Source organism: Sphingopyxis sp. (assembly GCF_019459305.1).
GTDB lineage: Bacteria > Pseudomonadota > Alphaproteobacteria > Sphingomonadales > Sphingomonadaceae > Sphingopyxis.
This window is the reverse complement of record NZ_JAIBES010000063.1, coordinates 47,258-66,119: the sequence shown is the minus strand read 5'-3', so window position 1 is coordinate 66,119 and position 18,862 is coordinate 47,258. Positions and strand designations below refer to the sequence as shown.

Genomic DNA, 18,862 nt, shown 5'->3' with positions numbered 1-18,862 from the left:
TATGCAACCGGTAATCCATTTATCGGTCAACTCGATGTATGACCGCTCGATCAAAGTGTATATGCTGGTCGCGATCACTGCCCTGTTCGCCGTTTTGAACATTACAGTGATGCAGACGGACATCGCTGACACCAGCACATATTATTACTACATCGATTCTATATATTTCTTTAGAGAAGCCGACTGGTGGCGATTTGAATTTCTTTCCAAGGTCGCGATGATCGTGATCCGGGGCTTCACGGGAAGCACGGAGGAAACTGTATATCTGCTTAGATATGTACTAATCTTCTCGTTCTCTATCGCAATGTATTTTCTTTTTCGGCGGTCTTCTTGGAAGGCGTTGGCAGTAGCACTTGCATTGACTGCACCTCTGTTAGGGCTGGTGACAATACGAGCGACGCCAGCCTATATCATGGCTGCTATGGCTGCCATGGCAGCTATGCGTGGGCAATGGCGCACGATTGCCTATGTGCTGGCAGGTTCGCTTTTCCATGTGTCGACGATCTTGGCCGCCCCGGCCATTATTGCTGCTCTTCTGCTAAAAAAATATGATGTGCGTCGCGTCCGGCCGAAATATATACTTGGTTCAGCTGCTGTTATGCTCATACTTTATGCGACGTTGGGCATCTATATAACGCAGATCGCGACTGATTTCATTGGGTCATTTTCGTATTTGCAGAAATATGTTGCGTATATTCCAGAAGTAAAAGCCGCAGCCGCCGTCTCTTCGGGCTCGAGCTTAGTTGCACACTATACGCTTTTGAGCGCAACGGTTATGCTTGGGCTATTTCTCATATTGGCTTCGAGAGATGATCAAGGTGTCGAGAAGCTGTTTATTGCAATCTCGCTTTTCATCTACGTGGTGCTATTCTTCCTTTTTGATCCTATCGCATCATCGCGATACGCTCCCTTTTTCACCCTCCCTGCTCTTGCCCTTGTCGACATTCCTCTCCGAAAAGGATGGAGCCAGGCGGCAAGCGCGCTAATTGCTGTTTTGGGCGGCGCTCTATTTTTTCTCGGCGTCGACTATGTCATCGTTTGATCGAAACGGATCGTTCTCTGATACTGCTGAGCTTCTGTAACTTCGAGTAGGCGAATTTTTCTCATGGAATCTGGTGGTTATTACTGCAATCCTAGAAACGACGTTCTGAGTCTCCTGAGGAGCTCTAAGGCCGATCGAATCCTTGAGATTGGCGGCGGTGATTTTCCTACGCTGATCGAAACGCGCTCTCGTATCGGCGGCGAAGTTTGGGGCGTAGATATCCGTGCGTCGACGACCAAACTAGACCGGATGATCGTCGGTTCAGTTACGAGCCATATCGTTCGAGAACAGCTTTCGGAAGCGAGGTTCGATGTCATCATCGCTAATGATGTCGTCGAACATATCGAGGATACCGAAGCGTTTTTCGATATCCTGTCCAAATGTGTCGCGGATCGCGGCGAAATTCTTATTTCGGTTCCAAATATACGGAATGTAAAACTTCTTTATCATGTATTCCTGAAAGGGCGCTTCCCGCGCGACGAAGCTGGCCTATTCGATAAAACACATCTTCGTTGGTTTTGTCGAAAGGACGTCGAGAAACTTGCGGCCAGTGCTGGCCTACGTGTAGCTGACCACCGCTACAGCGGCCGACTGATCGGCGAGAGCGTAATGAAGCGCTTTAAGCTGATGGAGTTTGTTGCGCTACAAAATGTGTTCCGTCTGGTGCGGATCTGATCACTTCCCGGGTTGCCGCTGGAAAAAAATGTTTTGTTCGGCCGTGCCGACGTGAGAATGGACGAGGTAATATGCGCAAAGGTATTATTCTGGCTGGCGGGTCGGGCACGCGATTATATCCCCTGACTAAATGCGTCTCGAAGCAGCTCATGCCGGTTTACGACAAGCCGATGATATACTATCCCCTATCGGTGCTAATGCTCGCGCGCATTCGCGAGGTGCTGATTATCACAACCCCTCAGGATCAGGCATCTTTCCAGGCGTTGCTGGGCGATGGCGCCGACATCGGGATGCGGATAGAATACGCCGTGCAACCCGATCCGGGCGGACTTGCCCAAGCTTATCACATAGGCGCCGACTTCGTGGGCACCCATCCATCAACGCTTATCCTCGGCGACAATATCTTCTACGGTCACGGCCTGCCCCAACTGCTTGAATCGGCGTCGAACCGCACCGATGGAGCGACGGTGTTCGGTTATTATGTCAGCGACCCGACCGCTTACGGCGTCGTATCCTTTGACGCCGCGGGCCGGGCGGAAACTATCGAGGAGAAGCCCGCGAACCCCCGGTCTAACTTCGCTGTGACCGGCCTCTACTTCTACGACGGTAGGGCTGTGGAATTGGCCCATAAGGTCAAACCGTCGGCGCGCGGAGAGTTGGAGATCACCGACCTCAACCGAATGTATCTCGAAGCAGGTAAATTGTCGGTCGAAATCATGGGCCGCGGTTTTGCGTGGCTTGACACTGGTACGCACGGGTCACTGATCGATGCCGCAAACTATGTCCGTATCACCGAGGACCGTCAGGGCCTCAAGATTTGCGCGCCAGAAGAGATTGCGTGGCGCAACGGCTTCATCGACGATGAACAACTGCGACGTATCGCCGAACCGCTTCGTAAATCGGGCTATGGCGAATATTTGATGAAGTTACTGGAGCGTCGCTGATTATGCAGTTCATCCCAACCGACATGGAAGGCGTCGTGATCGTAGAACCGAAGGTTTTCGGAGATGATCGAGGCTTCTTCATGGAAAGCTGGAACGCGGAATTATTCCGCGACAATGGCCTCGACCTTGTCTTTGTGCAGGACAACCACAGCCGTTCATCGCGCGGTGTTTTGCGCGGACTGCATTATCAACTGCCCACTCCGCAGGGAAAGCTGGTGCGGGTTACAGCAGGCACGGTTTTCGATGTAGTTGTCGACATGCGGCGATCCTCCGCAACCTTCGGGAAATGGTTTGGCCTCGAACTGTCGGCGGCGAATAAGCGTATGCTTTATGTGCCAGAGGGTATGGCGCATGGTTTCCTGTGTCTCGAGGATGGTACCGATTTCCTGTATAAATGCACGAGCGGCTATGTTCCGGCCAATGAGCGCAGCCTGTTGTGGAGCGACCCATCGATCGGCATCGATTGGCCACTAGACGGCATGACACCGGCGCTTTCGGCGAAGGATGCGGTCGGCCTTCCGCTGTCGGAGGCACCAACTTTTTCTTGAGGACTGCGGGTGATGAAGGCACTGATAACCGGCGCAGACGGGCAACTGGGTCAGGCTCTACAAAGAACGGCCCCTGAGGGGGCGGAGGTCGTCGCGACGACCAGTTCCGTGCTAGACATCGGCGATGCGAAGGCCGTGAGGAGCTTCGTGAGCGCAACCGGGCCGCAAATCCTGATCAACGCGGCAGCCTATACCGCGGTCGATCAGGCCGAGACCGATTCCGAATTGGCGTTCCGGATCAACGGTGACGCGGTTGGTTTTCTGGCGCGCGCGGGTGAAGCCGTTGGGGCCCGGTTCGTTCATGTATCTACCGACTTCGTTTTCGATGGCGAGGCCGGGCGTCCCTATGCACCTGATGCGCCGACCGCCCCGATTGGCGTCTATGGTTGTTCGAAGCTTCGCGGCGAGCACGAAGCAGGGGAGGGGGCGCTTATCGTGCGGACGGCTTGGGTGTATGGCAGTCAGGGTAATAATTTTGTCCGCACGATATTGCGGTTGATTGCCGACCGCGATGAGTTGCGCGTTGTTGCTGACCAGATTGGGACGCCCACATGGGCATCCTCGCTGGCCGACGGAATCTGGAAACTGGCCGCCGCTGGTGCGAACGGCGTCTACCATTACACTGACAGCGGTGCGGCAAGCTGGTATGATCTTGCCGTCGCCGTTCAGGAAGAGGCGCTGGAACTTGGCTTAGTTGATCGTACTGCAAAGATCCTCCCGATCCCGAGCAGTGCCTATCCGACGCCAGCGCGGCGTCCGCATTATTCGGTGCTCGACAAGGAAGCGACAACCGCGATGCTGGGCTTACCGGCGCCACATTGGCGCGCAAACCTGAGACTCATGCTCCGCGAGGTGCGGGACCAGAGCTGACTTCGACGCGGTTATTTTAACGAGCCGAGGCGCTCACCGGCATAGACCTTATTACGGATCGGTTCCCACCAGCCGCGATTATCGAGATACCAGCGAACCGTCTTTTCGATGCCGCTGTCGAAATTTTCCTGCGCCTTCCAGCCGATTTCGCCTTCAGTCTTTGTCGCGTCGATCGCATAGCGATGATCGTGACCAGGACGATCGACAACGAATTCGATCAGGTCGCGGTGAGAATGACCTTTGGGCACCATCGCGTCCATCAGATCGCATATGCGCTCGACCACCTGCAGGTTGGTGCGCTCATTTCGGCCTCCGATATTGTATTTTTCGCCGGCACGGCCCTTTTCAAGAATCATTACCAGCGCGCGAGCATGGTCATCCACATAAAGCCAGTCGCGGATGTTCGATCCGTTGCCGTAGACGGGAAGCTTCCTGTCGTGGAGGGCGTTCAGAATCACCAGCGGAATGAGTTTTTCAGGGAAATGATAAGGCCCGTAATTGTTCGAGCAGTTCGAGATTAAGCACGTGAGTCCATAGGTGCGCACCCAAGCTTGAACGAGATGGTCCGACGCCGCCTTAGACGCCGAATAGGGCGAAGAGGGGTCGTAAGGCGTTTCTTCGGTAAAGAGGCCCGTGTCGCCGAGCGAGCCATACACTTCGTCGGTCGAGATATGAAGCATCCGCAGCGCATCGGCGCGCTCGGGAGGCAGGCTGTCGCGATAGGCACGCAGCGCCTCCAGCATCACGGCGGTGCCGAGGATATTGGTCTCGAGGAAAATTTGCGCGCCCGAGATCGAGCGATCGACATGGCTTTCGGCGGCAAGATGCATCACTGCATCCGGCTGATGGCGTGCAAACACGTCATCAACTGCGGCACGATCGCGCACATCGACCCGTTCGAAATAGTAGCAGTTGGAATTTTCGATCGGTGCGAGCGAAGAGAGGTTCGCTGCATAGGTGAGCGAATCCACATTCACCACCTCATGCCCTAAATCCTGGACGAGATGGCGACAGACCGCAGATCCTATAAAACCGGCACCACCAGTCACCAAAATTCGCGTCATAGACTCTCCATGCCTGAAATAATCCGCCGTCGCAATCAGTTAGCCTGAGCGAGCGCGTGGGGGAGCTCTATTGCACGCTACAATGGTCCGGGGCAAGGCTTAGGCTCTGTTTGCTCATTGTATCTCGACGTTCCAGCAGTGGATGGGTATAGCCGTGTGTTTCGCAACAACAATCCAGAATCCCGATAACAGATGGCAAGAATATTAGCGTTATGAGCAGCTTAAAAGGTGTGGGAGAACTGCCGCCTGCGACGTCCGTCGGCGTGATGCTGGCAACTTACGACGGTGAGAAGTTTGTTGCGGAGCAAATCGACAGCATCCTGAACCAGGAAGGGGTGGAGACGGCGCTTTACGTTCGTGATGACGGCTCCACCGACGGCACCTTGGATATCCTTCGTGCTTATGCCGAAGCCTACCCCGGCCGGCTATCGCTGCTTGACACGGCATCGTCCCGGTTTGGCGCCGCGTGCGGAAACTTCCTCAGTATGCTGGTCGAAATCCACGGTGCGCCCCACGCCTATTTTGCCTTTGCAGATCAGGATGACATCTGGCTGCCAAGAAAGCTGGAACGCGCTGTGCGCATGCTGAACGAAAAGGGCGCTTCGGGTTACGCGTCCAATCTGGTCGCTTTTTCCGACGCTAAGGGGATCGAATGGACTGTTGCCAAGGCCCAGCCTCAGCGGCCCTTCGATCACCTGTTCCAGTCTGCGTCTGCAGGCTGCACCTATGTTTTTGACCGACAGGCGGCAGCGCTGATTTATTCGCGGATCGGGCGCGTTGAGGATCATGATTGGAAAAATATGTCGCACGATTGGCTTTGCTACGCGATCTGCCGTTCACATGGTCTCCCATGGGTAATTGATGAGTGGGCGGGAATACGGTATCGCCAGCACGAACAGAACCAGTTTGGCGCTTTGCCAGGCTCCGCTGGAGCGTTCAAGCGCATGTCACTAATGCGTCAAGGTTGGTACCGTAGCATCGTCTTGCGCAACCGGGCTTTCCTCAACTCGGACAACGCGGCGGAACAAGCGGTCCTCGACCGCGTAGCGCGGTTAGATGTTGGCGATCGGCTATGGCTAGCGACTAACGCCCGAAAGCTTAGGCGTGAGCTGAAAGCGCAACTCGCACTCGCGGGCGCTGTTCTGACCGGTCTGATCTAGTCTTTGACGTTGGAATTTCATTGTATCAGATCACGAAATTTTCGCCGCCCGCTCGACCCCGGTTTTTGGCGCATAGGCCCGATCACGCGGGCTAGGGCCGATATCAGTTTAGGTCTTCCTGCCGATTTCTGACGTCAAGCCCCGTATCAAGATTTATCAAAACAGGATGAAGCGACGGAGTTACCCGATTTATGCGGAAAACCGCAAAGCTTGGATTTTTGAAGCCAGCGGCTCTTTAGGCCTAGAAGCCGGATTGCCATCGTTCCAGTCGCTCGGCGTGGATCTTCGGATCGAGCGCGAAAAGGTTGATTGTCGTTTCGGGAATCTCCATCATCGGCCGGCCGTTTACGTCAAACAGCTTGTATCCGCGAGTAATAAACCAATCGGCGATCGCGGTGTGGTCGGCCTGCACCTCGATCATGAAGATCGGGTACATCTTCCCATCGTCGAACCAACCTTCGGCGCCGTGCAAGACCGCGAGTTCGAAACCTTCGACGTCGATCTTGACGAAGGAGGGCGTGGCGGGAACCTCTTGATCTAGTCTGACGACCGGAACGACATGTGAAGTCACATCCACGGAAACAGTAGGGGCTTTGGCCGCGTTATCCTGAAGGCCGCGAAAGCTGGAAACGAAGCTGTTGTTCTGGCCCGTCAGGCTTTCTTCGAAGAAAGTCATATTTTCCGATCGCGGGCCGCACCCCTTTTCGATCAGAGTGACATTGTCCAGATCGGCCAGATTTGCCCTTAGATAGGGGAGATTGTTCGATCCCGGTTCGAACACGATGAGTTTGCCATATCCAACTGCGCGCGCGAGGAGAAGAGCGATGTAACCAATATGCCCACCTACCTCCACGGCAACATCGCCTGGTTCAACCAGCAATTCGATCGCACGCATCTCTTCTTTTTCACGGCGACGGCCGTGATACCAGTAACCCTTATGTGCGAAAAGGTTGATCTTCAGCTGCTGGCCGGTCCAATGATGCCGGATCGTTATATCGCGACTGACCGCCTTCATTATCGGAAGAATGATGGCCCTCAAAAGCCCATTTTCATAAAGCATCCTAGAACACTGTCTGATCTATCGATTATTTGCAACCTAACAAATCGCAGTTGATTGTCAGGCGACGTTGCGTCCGCAACCACGTGAACTGGTTCGGGCCGTTGACGGACGGCATCGGATGTGCATCGACTCCACTCGATCATAATAGCGGGTCAAACAATTTTTGCTCTATGATCGAGACTGATCGCCGTGAGTTAGATTGCAGATCAAAAGAGTAAATTCTGATCGCCTGCTAGTGCAAGGACAATCATTGCTAAGTCGCTGCGCAAGATTCAACTCTGCTAACCTTTGAACACCGACAACATTTCTAAAGCACGAGGTTCAACGATGCCCTATCCTAGACGTGACTTTCTTGCCCTTTCGCAAGGCGCCTTGCTACCGATACTCGCCGGAAACGTGGCGGCACCGTCCACTCGTCGAGGACAGCCGTTGTCTATGCTTTCGTTCGATAATCTCAATGATCTGCGAGAGTTCGGCAGGACCGAGGACGGGGAGGCAATACTTGCCGTCGTGCTAGGTTCAAATTCACCATTCGACGGCGGTGGCGGCCTGTTCATGTTGGATAGTGCGGCCATGGGTCCCGACGATGTGGTGGGCAGCATCGGAGGCCAGGAGTCCCATCGTGGCCAGTGGCGACGCTTGGGTGAATCTGGCGCGCTAGGCCAGGCAGATCACTTGGATGCACGCGCTTTCGGCGCGAAGGGCGATATTCTTTCAGACGATACGAGAGCCATCCGTGACCTCATCAAAGCTTCAGGGACGTTTGCGGGAACGCATGGCAAAACGGGCTATATCCAGAACGGATTATATCGATTAACCGGGACGCTCAACGCGCAGAGCTTTTCACGCCTACACGGGGACGGCGCGATTCAGTCGGTATTTTACAACTTCCAGAATAAAATTCCCGATATTCCGGTCTTCACCGCACGGAACGGACTGGTTTTTGCGTCGTTCGAAAATTTCGGAATGATGTCGCAGCGCGCCGGTTTCGATATTGAAGGTGACACCGATCATAACAGCTTCGTGAACTTGGGGGGCTATGAGATGGCGGATGCGGTCTTTCGCTTCCGGGGTCCCCTTCAAACATCCTTGTTTGACCGGATACTCTTCGACACATCGACTTATGGCATCGTATGCGAAAATGCTGTCGTTAACCGAAACACGTTTCGTGAACCCGAATTCAAAAATATTCGTAATTCTGCAATGAAACTGGCTGGTGCTGAGGACGTTCTGGTAATTGGAGGGCGTTTCGAAGGTGCAGGTTCGTTGGGTAGGGCAATTCTCGATTTATCAAATGCTCACTTGATTACCCTTGTTGGTGGCTATTTCGAGGGTTGCCACGAATATATTTTGAAAGCGCGCAACACGGCCGGTCTCATCGCGTTTGAATCGGTTCATTTTACGCATTTCCGACCTGGAGTTCCTTACAAGTGGGACGTCGACGAGCCAACACGGCTCGTCTTTCGCAACTGCCACTCAACCATTCCGATGACGGTTCCGAAGGGAAGCCTCCTCGAAGGGATTAATCACAACATCAGCGTTGCGGCCCGGTGAGCCCGAGCGCCAGCTACGGCGCGTTTTCGTTGCATAACGAGGCGCCTCGAGGCGACTTGCATTCATGACGTCAACTCTCGACATAGGGGGCATGAATTTCGCGTTCCAAAATAGCTTCCACGATTCCATGGACGGGTTTTTCTCGCCCGCTGATGCGGCGAAGCCTTCTGCCCCCGACCCCCTGATCTTCAATCATGCGTTGGCGGTTCGGCTCGGGATCGCGGCCGAGGGAATGACCGAAAGCCAGCTTGCCGCCATCTTTTCGGGCAAAGAGACACCCGAAGGTGCAAATCCCCTCGCATTTGCTTACGCCGGACATCAGTTCGGTCATTTCTCCCCGCAGCTCGGCGATGGTCGTGCTCTTCTCTTGGGGGAGATTGTGGCTCCTGACGGGGCGCGGTTCGATCTTCAACTCAAAGGATCCGGCCCAACGGCTTTCTCGCGTAACGGCGATGGCAAGGCTGCCATCGGACCGGTGCTACGCGAGTATCTCGTGTCCGAGGCGATGGCCGCGATGGGCGTGCCGACGACGCGGTCGCTCGCAGCGGTGGCAACCGGGGATCGAGTGCAGCGGGAACGGTCGCATCCGGGTGCGGTGCTAACGCGGGCGGCGAGCAGCCATATCCGAGTTGGGACTTTTCAATTTTTCGCAGCGCATTTTGGCGCCGACCATGTGATCCAGCTGTCCGAATACACGATCAACCGCCATTTCCCCGAGCTGGCTGAGGCTGCCAACCCGCACCTCGCGCTGCTCGATCGCGTGTTCGGTCTGCAATGCGAGCTTGTTGCGCGCTGGATGGGCGTGGGCTTCATCCATGGCGTGATGAACACCGACAACGTCGCTGTCAGCGGCGAGACGCTCGATTACGGTCCCTGCGCCTTCATGGATCGTTTTGCGGTGAACACGGTCTTTAGTTCGATCGACGCGAACGGCCGCTATGCCTATGGCCGTCAGCCGCAGATCACGCACTGGAACATGGCGCGCTTTGCCGAGGCCATGCTACCCGCGATTCATGCCGTCGATCCTGCTGACGTGGACGCCGCCAAAGCGTTGGTCGATGCGATACCGGCCCGTTTTCGCGCGCAATGGCTCGATGAAATGCGCGAGAAACTCGGGCTGGGGCAGGCGAAAAAGGCCGATGAGCAGCTGATTGATACGCTGTTCGGCGAGCTGGAACAGCATGCCGTCGATTTCACCTCGTTTTTCCGCGCGCTGGCGCAGCTGCTGCGCGGCGATGGCGATTTGCTGCGGGCGCTGCTGCCCGATGCTGAGGCAATGGCGCCGTGGATAGCCGACTGGTGGGCGCAGCTGGAACGCGAAGCGATCGCGCCGCTCGAACGCGCCGATGCCATGGACGCGGTGAATCCGCTCTATATTCCGCGCAATCATCTCGTTGAGGCCGCGCTGGTTGCGGCGGAGGCAGGGGACATGGCGCCATGGACCGAACTTCTGGAGGTCGTGCAGAACCCATATGTCGAGCGCGCCGAGTGGGCTGCTTTCGCGCAGCCGGCGCCAATTGACGCCGACCCTTACAAAACCTTTTGCGGTACCTGATCGCGGCTTAGTCGTCGCAGCACAGACAGCGTCGCGGTTGAGCGATCTCGCACCGGCTGTTAGGGGGCGGCAACCATCACAGGAGAACAGTACCAGTGCCGAACGATCCGGTCAAAATCACAATCGTCGGCACCGGCTATGTCGGTATCTCGAACGCGGTGCTGCTGGCACAGCATAATCGAGTTGTGGCGCTCGATATCGACAGCCATAAAGTGGATGAGATCAATGCGCGCCGTTCCCCGATCGCCGATCCCGAGATTGAGGATTATCTGGCGAACCGCAAACTCGATCTGACGGCAACCATCGACAAGCAAGCTGCCTATGAGGGCGCCGATTTTGTCGTCGTCGCGACGCCGACCGATTATGATCCCGACACCAATTATTTCAACACCGGCTCGGTTGAATCGGTGATTGGCGATGCGTTGACGATGGCGCCAAATGCGGTGATCGTGGTCAAATCGACGGTACCGGTCGGCTTCACCGACCGGATGCGCGCCAAGCACGACACCGACGCGATCGTCTTTTCTCCGGAATTCCTCCGCGAAGGGCGCGCGCTGTTCGACAATCTCCATCCGTCGCGGATCATTGTCGGCAACACGCACCCGCGCGCGGCGCACTTTGCGCAGTTGTTGCTCGCAGCATCGCTGAAACCCGAAACGGCCGTGTTGCACACGGGCAATACCGAGGCGGAGGCGATCAAGCTGTTCGCCAACACCTATCTTGCGATGCGTGTCGCGTTCTTCAACGAGCTCGATACTTACGCTGCGATGCACGGCGCCGATTCGCGCCAGATCATCGAGGGCGTGTGCCTCGACCCGCGGATCGGCAGTTTTTATAACAACCCCTCCTTTGGTTATGGCGGTTATTGCCTACCCAAGGACACCAAGCAGATGCTGGCCAATTACAGCGAGGTGCCGCAGAATCTGATCCAGGCGATCGTGTCGTCGAACACGACGCGCAAGGATTTCGTCGCGTCGGAGGTGCTCAAACGCGGCCCCCGCGTCGTGGGCATCCACCGGTTGGCGATGAAGGCGGGGTCGGACAATTTTCGCGCCAGCAGCATCCTGGGGGTGATGAAGCGGATCAAGGCGAAGGGGGTCGAGGTGATCGTCTATGAACCGTTGATCGACGACGAACGGCTGTTCAACTCGCGGGTGGTGCGCGATCTTGCCGCGTTCAAGTCCGAGGCCGATGTCATCATCGCCAACCGCGTAACCGACGAACTGGCCGATGTCGAAGACAAGGTTTACAGCCGCGATCTGTTTGGCGTCGATAGCTGATGCGCGGAACCCGATCACCCTAGACTCGTTGATCGCGTGCAGCCGATCCGGCTGACAGGGGATTTGCGACGAAATGAGCCGGATTCGGGACTTTGGCAGCATAGAAACGGGTTGCGCCGCCGCTGTGGGGCAGCCAGAGATGCCGTATCGACGGCCGACAGATGCAAAACCCTGAAACTTCCCGTGATTATCACCTGATGCGACTGGGGCGGGCGCGACCCTTGTTGATCGCGTCGGCGTCGGCTTGCTGCCTGGCCTGGTCGACCGCGGCGATTGGCCAGCCGGTCGAACCGCCGCAGGTTGTGCCGACGGTCGAACCGACTTCCGAAGCGGCAATTGCTGCACCGACCCCGCCGCCGCCCGATGTTCCGTTCCCCGAAGTAGCGCCGATCATCAGCGACGAGGAGTTCGAGAAGGCGATCCCGCAGATATTCGCGGAGGATGATCCTGAGCTCAACAGGCCGCTCGAATCGATCGCCGACTTTGAAAAGCGCCAGGCCGCCGATGCGGCGAGGACATCCGATGCGGCAGGGGATGCTCCAACGCCCACGGTTGAGGGCGTGCCGGTCCCGGCGCTGGCCGACGGCGATGCGTGGGAGGTCATCGGCGATGCACCGATCACCGACAGCGAACTCGCGGCGCCGCTGCCGCCGCTCGAAAATTTCGATGTAGAACCGGTCGAATTTGCCGAGGCCGAGGACGACCGTGAGAATGTGGGCGTTGCCTATAACGTGCAGGTCAACGGCCTGGCAGCAGCAGACGAAAGCACGGATGTCGATCTGGCCGACCTGTTTGGCGACCTGTCGGCGCTGTATGACGGCGATGGCAAGGCCGACAATGCGGCGATGTTGCGCGCGCGTTTGAGCGCCGACGGTGAGCTGATGCAGCGCATTCTGGCATCCGAAGGCTATTATGATGCGGTGGTCGATACCCGGATCGAGCGCGGCGAACGCGAAGAAGTCCAGGCTGGCCAACCGCGTCAGCGCCGCCCGATCACGGCGCTCATCGATGTGAAACCGGGGACGCAATATAAGCTGGCCGAGATCATTCTTAAGGCCGATCCCACCGTACCGCCGAACCTGATCGCCGACAATTTTCCGCTCAGCGTCGGTGAACCGATCGTCGCGCAGCGCGTCCAGGGCGCCGAGGCAGCCATCGCGCTCAAATTGCCCGAAGAGGGTTATCCCTTTGCCGAGATAGGACAGCGCGACATCCTGCTCGATGGGGCGACTGGCGACGGCGTGTACACGCTGCCCGTCGACATCGGCAAAAGATCGCGCTTCGGCGGCATCGAAACGACCGGTGATCTGGCGTTCGACGCCGAGCATGTCGAAGTGCTCGCGCGCTTCAAGCGCGGCGATCTTTACGACAGCCGCAAGGTCGATGATCTGCGGCAGGCACTGGTTGCCACGGGCCTGTTCGCCACCGTCGCGGCCGAGCCACAGCCTACCGGCGAAAGCGCAGGCGACGATACCGAATATGTGACGATGCTGGTGACGCAGCAAGCGGGGCCGCCGCGCACCCTGGCCGCCAGCGCCGGTTACGGCACCGGCGAAGGACTGCGCGTCGAGGGCAGCTGGACGCACCGCAACCTGTTGCCGCCTGAAGGCGCGCTGATCTTTCGCGGCGTGGTGGGGACGCAGGAGCAGGGGATCGGCGCGACGCTGCGCCGTTCGAACGCCGGACGCCGCGATCGGACTTTTGAACTGGTCGCCGAAGCGACGCGGAGTGATTACAACGCGTTCAACGCGATCACGGGGCGCATCGCAGCGCGCGTCAGCTATGATTCGACTCCGATCTGGCAAAAGAGGTTCACATACGCCTTCGGTGCCGAACTGATTGCGACGAGCGAGGATGATTATGACTTCGCGCGCGCAGAGCGGAACCGCGATTTTTATACGATCTTCGGGCTGACGGGGCAGGTCGGGATGGACCGCACCGACAGCCTGCTCGATCCGACCAAGGGCTTTCGCGTAACCGCGCTCATCCAGCCAGAAGGGTCGCTCGCGGGGCAATTTTCGCCCTACGCCCGCGCCCGCCTTGACGTCAGCGGATATTATCCGGTCACCGATAACATCGTGCTGGCCGGGCGCGTGCGGGTTGGCTCGATCCTCGGCGCGGCGCGCGAGCGGTTGGCGCCGTCGCGGCGCTTCTATGCGGGTGGCGGCGGGTCGGTGCGAGGTTTCGGCTATCAGGAGCTTGGTCCAAAGGATCCCGACATCGACCCGATCGGCGGTCGCAGCGTCGCCGAAGCGGCGTTCGAGGGGCGCTATCGTTTCGGCAATTTCGGCGTCGTCGGCTTTGTCGATGCGGGCCAGGTCTATCGTGGTTCGACGCCGACCTTCTCGGACTTGCGCTTTGGCGCTGGCATCGGGGCGCGCTACTACACCAACTTTGGCCCCATGCGGCTGGACGTCGCGACGCCGATTGGCCGCAAGCCGGGTGAAGCGCTGGTAAGTGTCTATGTCTCGATCGGGCAGGCGTTCTGATGGCCGATGACGCGCCCGTGGCGGTAGATGCCGCGGTGCGTGCAAAGGCGCGCAATTGGCCCATGACGATCCTCCGCTGGATCGGCCTGACGTTGCTGGGGCTGATCCTGCTGTTCGCGCTGTTCCTGATCGGGCTCAACAGCGATGCCGGGCGGCGCTTCGTCGTCACCCAGGTTGAGAAATATGAATTCGAAAACGGCATGAAGATTGGGATCGGGCGGCTCGATGGGTCGCTTTATGGCCAAATGGTCATCCGCAACTTTACTTTGTCCGATCCCAAGGGTGTGTTCCTAGAGTCGCCCGAGGTCAGGGTCGACTGGCGTCCGCTCCGCTATTTCGCCAACCATGTCGATGTCCGCTCAGCGACCGCCGCGACGATGACGATGCGGAAAATCCCCGCATTCAAGGTCGTGCCCGATACGGGCGAGCCGCTGCTGCCCGATCTTGATATCGACATTGGCGCGCTGCGGGTCGATCGTTTCATCTTTGACCCCGCCGTCGCCGGTGAGCGGCAGGAAGCACGGCTGGCGGCAAAGATCGCCATTGCCGATCGGCGCGCCCAGATCACCGCCAATGCCGCGACGATCGGCGCCAATGCCAAGGGCGATACGCTGGCGCTGCAACTCGACGCCGTACCCGAAGCGAACCGGTTTGACGTCACCATGAACGTGACGGCGCCGCAGGGCGGTGTGATCGCGGCAATGGGCGGCTTCAAAGAGCCGTTGACCGCCAAGCTGGCGGGACGTGGTGACTGGAAAGTGTGGAACGGTAATCTGACTGCCGATCTTGGTGCCGCGCCGCTGGCACGGCTGGCGCTGACGGGCCGTAATGGTACCTTTGCGGTCAAAGGGAGCGCGCAGGCGTCGCGGCTGTTCACGGGGGCGACGGCGGCGCTGCTGGGGCCGCAAACCGCGATCGACCTGACCGCGCGACTGGACGAACGCAAAGCGGATCTCGATGGTCGCTTCTCGTCCGACGCCTTCCGCCTGGGGGTGAGCGGCGGGCTCGATCTGGGCAATAGCCGGTATGAAGCCTTGCAGCTGGCATTCGTTCTGCTCCGCCCCGGTGCCATTGCGCCGTCGGTTCGTGCCGATGGCGTGCGGGCGACAGCGACGCTGGACGGGGCATTCGACCAGCCAACTATCGCCTATCAGGCGAATGCGAATGCGCTCGCAGTCAACGACATCGTCGTCGACACATTGACCCTGTCAGGCAAGGCGCGGGTCGATACCGATCAGGTCATCATCCCGATTGCGGGCCGCGCGGCGCGGATACGCGGCCTCGACGCGGTCGCGGGCGGAACGCTGGTGCAGGTGCGGCTCGACGGCGATCTCGCCTACAGCAATGGTCGTATCCTCAGCGACAATCTGCGCCTGCGCTCGCCGCGCATCGATGCGAAGGCGATCGTTATCGCCGACCTGAACCGGGGTTTTTATACCGGGGCGATTGACGGACGGATCAACGATTATCGCATCGAGAGCGTTGGCATTTTCGACATCGACACCGATGCCGATCTGGAAACTGCGCCAAACGGCGGCTTTGCGATCGCCGGAAGCATTCGCGCGCGTTCGACACAATTGTTCAATTCGGGGGTCCGCGACCTGCTCGGCGGCAATGCGGTCGCCACCAGTGACGTCCGCTATGGCACCGACGGGATCGTCCGCTTCGCCAATCTGCGGATGACCTCACCGTTGCTGCGGATCGTCAGCGGGCAGGGAAGCTATGCCCCGACCGGACAGGTGCGACTGACCGCGCGCGCCAGTTCCACCGACTACGGCCCGCTTGGTGTCCAGCTGGCGGGGACGATCAGCGATCCGCGCGCGACACTGACCGCCGAACGTCCCGGGCTTGGTATCGGCCTTGCCAATCTGGTCGCGGAAATCAATGGCGCGCCGAATGGCTATCGCCTCGCGGCGAAGGGCGACACCGACTACGGACCGCTGTCCGCCGATGTCGTGCTGCTCACCGCAACCGGTCCGCTGACGATCGACATCGCGCGCGGCGATCTTTCGGGTATCGGGTTTGACGGGCGATTGGTGCAAAGCAGCGCGGGGCCGTTCGTCGGCCAGCTCAATGCATCGGGGCAGGGGCTGGGCGGCCTCGTCCGGTTGAGCGCCGCGGGCCAATATCAGGCAGCGGCGATCAATGTTCGCGCCAATGATGTCGTGCTGCCCGGGCCGGCCAAACTCGCTGTGGGATCGGCGATCGTCGATGCCGACGTCACGCTGTACGATACACCGCATGTCGTCGCCGACATCCAGATCGCCCAGACGCGCATCCGCGAATATGACATCGCCGTCGGGCGGGTGAAGATCGATTATCGCGACGGGCGCGGCAAGGCGCAGGCGCTGGTTGAAGGCACCAGCGGCGTCCCGTTCCGTATCGCCGCCAATGCTGATCTGACTCCCGAGCTGTGGCGCGCGTCGGTGCAGGGCCGCGCGACTGGGGTCAACTTCCGCACGACCTCGCCCGCGCGGATTATCCCCGGCGCGGATGGCTATCAACTGCTGCCGACGACGGTCAATCTGGGCCGCGGCAGCAGCGTGCGTGTGGCCGGGCGGTTCGGTGAGGGCATCATGGTCCAGAGCCGGCTGGAACGCGTCAACATGGCGATCCTCAACGCCGTCTATCCCGACATGGGGCTGGGTGGGCGCGCAACCGGCAGCCTCGATTTCGAGCAGGCAAGCTCGGAAAGTTTCCCGCGCGCCGATGCGCGGCTGACGATCACCGGCTTTACCCGCACAACCGCGGCGTCGGTCAGCCAGCCGGTCGATGTCAATTTTGCGGGCAAGCTGCTCAGCGACGGCGGCGAGGCGCGCGCGGTGATGCGCAAGCGTGGCAGCGTGATCGGGCGGATGCAGGCGTCGCTACGCCCGCTGGGGCCGGGAGCCGGTGACTGGATAACGCGTTTGCGCGCCGCGCCGCTCGGCGGGGGCATTCGCTATAACGGCCCTGCCGACACGCTCTATTCCTTTGCCGGTCCCGCCGAACAAGGCGTGTCGGGACCGATCGCGGTTGCTGCCGACTTCAGCTGCAGCGTTGCCGATCCGTGCCTGTCAGGCGTCGTGCGCGGCAAGGACATGGTCTATGAAAACCAGACCTATGGCACGCGGCTGACCAACATGGTCGTGGCGGGTCGCTTTACGGGCAACCGGCTGGAGATCGAACAGCTGACCGCGACCGCGGGCGAGGGCAAGGTCGAAGCGAAGGGCTATATCAGCCTGGCGCAGGCCGACGGCTATCCGATGAACATCGCGATGACGCTCGACAATGCGCGGCTCGCGCGCAGCGAGAATATTGCGGCGCGCGCGACGGGCAATCTGCTGCTCGAAAAGGTCGCGGGACAGGCGGCGCTGCTGTCGGGCAGCCTGCGCCTGCCCGAAACCCGTTATCGCATCGTGCGCGAGGGCGCGGCGCAGGTGCCGGTGCTGACCGGTATCAGGCGCAAGCCTGCGGCGGGGCGGCAACGGATCAGCGGCGACGGACTGGCTGCGGTCGGCGGCAGCCTGTTTGACCTGATCCGCCTCGATATCGCGCTCAAGGCGTCGGATGAAATCTATGTCAGCGGCATGGGGCTCGAATCGGAATGGATGGCCGACATCGTCCTGCGCGGGACAACGCTGGCGCCGCGCGTGACGGGTGAAATCGAGCTGGTTCGCGGGACGCTGGGATTTGCAGGACGGTCGTTCGAATTGCAGGAGGGCCGCGTGACCTTCCCGACCGGCGATGCCTATGATCCGGCGATCCGCCTGCTGGCGAGCGACACGATCGAGACCGTGACGGTGAACGTCGCCGTGTCCGGCCGCGCCAGCAACCCGCAGATTGCATTCTCCAGCGTCCCCGGCCTGCCGCAGGACGAGATCGTCTCGCGCATCCTGTTCGGCGATTCGATCACGACGCTCTCGCCGCTCCAGGCGGTGCAGCTAGCCTCGTCGCTCAATACGCTAAGCAGCGGCGGTGGGGGACTGAGCCCGCTTGGCGCGCTCCAGTCTGCGACCGGGATAGACCGGCTGCGCGTGCTCGGTCCCGACGACACCGTCGGGCGCGGCACCGCGCTCGCTGCGGGGCAATATATCACCAAGGATATCTATCTGGAGGTCATCACCGACGCGCGTGGCTACACCGCAACGCAGCTCGAGATCAGCCTGACCCGGGCGCTGTCACTACTCAGTCAGGCCGGCGGCTCGGGCCAGTCGAACCTCAGCATCCGCTACCGCAAGGATTATTGATGCGTGGCGCGATGGTCCTGCTGCCGTTGCTGATGCTCGCGGGGTGCAAGGACGAGCCCGATTTCGAGGCGCGCTACGACAAGGCGGCCGAAGAAATCGAGGCGCGCGCCAAGGCGATGGATGCCGATATCGCCGAATCGGAAGAAGCCGCCGCGACCGCATCGGGAGACTTGCCTCGCGCCGACAAGCAGTCTAACCCGCCCCCGTCATCTGGGGAGTAGCCAGCCGTCCGACCGGACGGGCCACCGTGTCAACATACTCGGCCGAGAGGTCGTGGTGCGGTGGAAGCGGGAGACCGCTTGGGCGAGACCAATGGCATCGACCTTCGTCCGGGCCGGGCGGTGGGTTCGATGTCCGTTGGAATCGTAAGCCGCCCGGCCCCGGAGTTTTTT

Annotated in this window: 14 protein-coding genes and 1 riboswitch; of the genes, 12 read left to right on the top strand and 2 right to left on the bottom strand. The window is 59.4% G+C overall.

Translation table 11 applies throughout. From position 1 onward, the window contains the following. The first annotated feature begins 1 nt into the window (after position 1). From K0M74_RS07130 to rfbD, 5 genes are all read left to right on the top strand, one after another. A complete protein-coding gene (locus tag K0M74_RS07130) occupies positions 2 to 1,042 on the top strand; it encodes an EpsG family protein (RefSeq protein WP_293969746.1) in 1,041 nt (346 codons plus the stop codon). 63 nt (positions 1,043 to 1,105) lie between these two features. Then, positions 1,106 to 1,717: a class I SAM-dependent methyltransferase gene (locus tag K0M74_RS07125; RefSeq protein ID WP_293969744.1), complete on the top strand. Its 612-nt coding sequence runs from the start codon at positions 1,106 to 1,108 to the stop codon at positions 1,715 to 1,717. 71 nt (positions 1,718 to 1,788) lie between these two features. Further along, a complete protein-coding gene (gene rfbA / locus K0M74_RS07120) occupies positions 1,789 to 2,661 on the top strand; it encodes a glucose-1-phosphate thymidylyltransferase RfbA (RefSeq protein WP_293969741.1) in 873 nt (290 codons plus the stop codon). 2 nt (positions 2,662 to 2,663) lie between these two features. Continuing rightward, entirely contained in the window at positions 2,664 to 3,209 is a 546-nt protein-coding gene (gene rfbC / locus K0M74_RS07115; protein ID WP_293969738.1) for a dTDP-4-dehydrorhamnose 3,5-epimerase, read from the top strand. A gap of 12 nt (positions 3,210 to 3,221) precedes the next feature. Further along, positions 3,222 to 4,079 carry a dTDP-4-dehydrorhamnose reductase gene (gene rfbD, locus K0M74_RS07110; protein WP_293969735.1) on the top strand — a complete coding sequence of 286 codons (858 nt, stop codon included), beginning with the start codon at positions 3,222 to 3,224 and terminating at the stop codon, positions 4,077 to 4,079. Between the two features lie 11 nt (positions 4,080 to 4,090). On the opposite strand, the gene rfbB is transcribed toward rfbD, so the two are convergent. Beyond that, a complete protein-coding gene (rfbB, locus tag K0M74_RS07105) occupies positions 4,091 to 5,143 on the bottom strand; it encodes a dTDP-glucose 4,6-dehydratase (RefSeq protein ID WP_293969732.1) in 1,053 nt (350 codons plus the stop codon). Between the two features lie 212 nt (positions 5,144 to 5,355). On the opposite strand from rfbB, the gene K0M74_RS07100 reads away from it, so the two are divergent. Continuing rightward, positions 5,356 to 6,303 (top strand): glycosyltransferase, encoded by a 948-nt coding sequence (locus K0M74_RS07100; RefSeq protein WP_293969729.1) that lies wholly within the window; start codon positions 5,356 to 5,358, stop codon positions 6,301 to 6,303. A 241-nt stretch (positions 6,304 to 6,544) separates the two neighbouring features. Here K0M74_RS07100 and K0M74_RS07095 read toward each other — a convergent pair whose 3' ends face one another. Beyond that, the gene (locus tag K0M74_RS07095) at positions 6,545 to 7,363 is read right to left on the bottom strand and encodes an FkbM family methyltransferase (protein WP_293969726.1); all 819 of its coding nucleotides are present in this window, start codon (positions 7,361 to 7,363) and stop codon (positions 6,545 to 6,547) included. A 288-nt stretch (positions 7,364 to 7,651) separates the two neighbouring features. On the opposite strand from K0M74_RS07095, the gene K0M74_RS07090 reads away from it, so the two are divergent. The 6 genes from K0M74_RS07090 (at position 7,652) to K0M74_RS07065 (ending at position 18,691) form a co-directional block, all read left to right on the top strand. After that, positions 7,652 to 8,917 carry a glycosyl hydrolase family 28-related protein gene (locus K0M74_RS07090; RefSeq protein WP_293969723.1) on the top strand — a complete coding sequence of 422 codons (1,266 nt, stop codon included), beginning with the start codon at positions 7,652 to 7,654 and terminating at the stop codon, positions 8,915 to 8,917. 64 nt (positions 8,918 to 8,981) lie between these two features. Continuing rightward, entirely contained in the window at positions 8,982 to 10,472 is a 1,491-nt protein-coding gene (locus K0M74_RS07085) for a protein adenylyltransferase SelO (protein WP_366932639.1), read from the top strand. Positions 10,473 to 10,567: 95 nt separating this feature from the next. Continuing rightward, the gene (locus K0M74_RS07080; protein WP_293969717.1) at positions 10,568 to 11,752 is read left to right on the top strand and encodes a nucleotide sugar dehydrogenase; all 1,185 of its coding nucleotides are present in this window, start codon (positions 10,568 to 10,570) and stop codon (positions 11,750 to 11,752) included. A gap of 197 nt (positions 11,753 to 11,949) precedes the next feature. Then, on the top strand, positions 11,950 to 14,241 hold the full coding sequence (locus K0M74_RS07075) for a BamA/TamA family outer membrane protein (RefSeq protein WP_293969714.1): 2,292 nt from the start codon (positions 11,950 to 11,952) through the stop codon (positions 14,239 to 14,241). Further along, positions 14,241 to 18,470 (top strand): translocation/assembly module TamB domain-containing protein, encoded by a 4,230-nt coding sequence (locus K0M74_RS07070; protein ID WP_293969711.1) that lies wholly within the window; start codon positions 14,241 to 14,243, stop codon positions 18,468 to 18,470. The genes K0M74_RS07075 and K0M74_RS07070 overlap by 1 nt, the downstream gene beginning before the upstream one ends. Then, on the top strand, positions 18,470 to 18,691 hold the full coding sequence (locus K0M74_RS07065; RefSeq protein WP_293969708.1) for a hypothetical protein: 222 nt from the start codon (positions 18,470 to 18,472) through the stop codon (positions 18,689 to 18,691). The genes K0M74_RS07070 and K0M74_RS07065 overlap by 1 nt, the downstream gene beginning before the upstream one ends. Beyond that, positions 18,670 to 18,845, top strand: a riboswitch (yybP-ykoY riboswitch). (Overlaps the previous gene by 22 nt.) The last annotated feature ends 17 nt before the right edge of the window (positions 18,846 to 18,862 follow it).

Excerpts from the sequence above, each read along its gene's own strand:
- K0M74_RS07130 (WP_293969746.1), top strand. The coding sequence starts at position 2 with ATGCAACCGGTAATCCATTTATCGGTCAACTCGATGTATGACCGCTCG.
- K0M74_RS07125 (WP_293969744.1), top strand. The coding sequence starts at position 1,106 with ATGGAATCTGGTGGTTATTACTGCAATCCTAGAAACGACGTTCTGAGT.
- rfbA (WP_293969741.1), top strand. The coding sequence starts at position 1,789 with ATGCGCAAAGGTATTATTCTGGCTGGCGGGTCGGGCACGCGATTATAT.
- rfbC (WP_293969738.1), top strand. The coding sequence starts at position 2,664 with ATGCAGTTCATCCCAACCGACATGGAAGGCGTCGTGATCGTAGAACCG.
- rfbD (WP_293969735.1), top strand. The coding sequence starts at position 3,222 with ATGAAGGCACTGATAACCGGCGCAGACGGGCAACTGGGTCAGGCTCTA.
- rfbB (WP_293969732.1), bottom strand. The coding sequence starts at position 5,143 with ATGACGCGAATTTTGGTGACTGGTGGTGCCGGTTTTATAGGATCTGCG.
- K0M74_RS07100 (WP_293969729.1), top strand. The coding sequence starts at position 5,356 with ATGAGCAGCTTAAAAGGTGTGGGAGAACTGCCGCCTGCGACGTCCGTC.
- K0M74_RS07095 (WP_293969726.1), bottom strand. The coding sequence starts at position 7,363 with ATGCTTTATGAAAATGGGCTTTTGAGGGCCATCATTCTTCCGATAATG.
- K0M74_RS07085 (WP_366932639.1), top strand. The coding sequence starts at position 8,982 with ATGACGTCAACTCTCGACATAGGGGGCATGAATTTCGCGTTCCAAAAT.
- K0M74_RS07075 (WP_293969714.1), top strand. The coding sequence starts at position 11,950 with ATGCGACTGGGGCGGGCGCGACCCTTGTTGATCGCGTCGGCGTCGGCT.
- K0M74_RS07070 (WP_293969711.1), top strand. The coding sequence starts at position 14,241 with ATGGCCGATGACGCGCCCGTGGCGGTAGATGCCGCGGTGCGTGCAAAG.
- K0M74_RS07065 (WP_293969708.1), top strand. The coding sequence starts at position 18,470 with ATGCGTGGCGCGATGGTCCTGCTGCCGTTGCTGATGCTCGCGGGGTGC.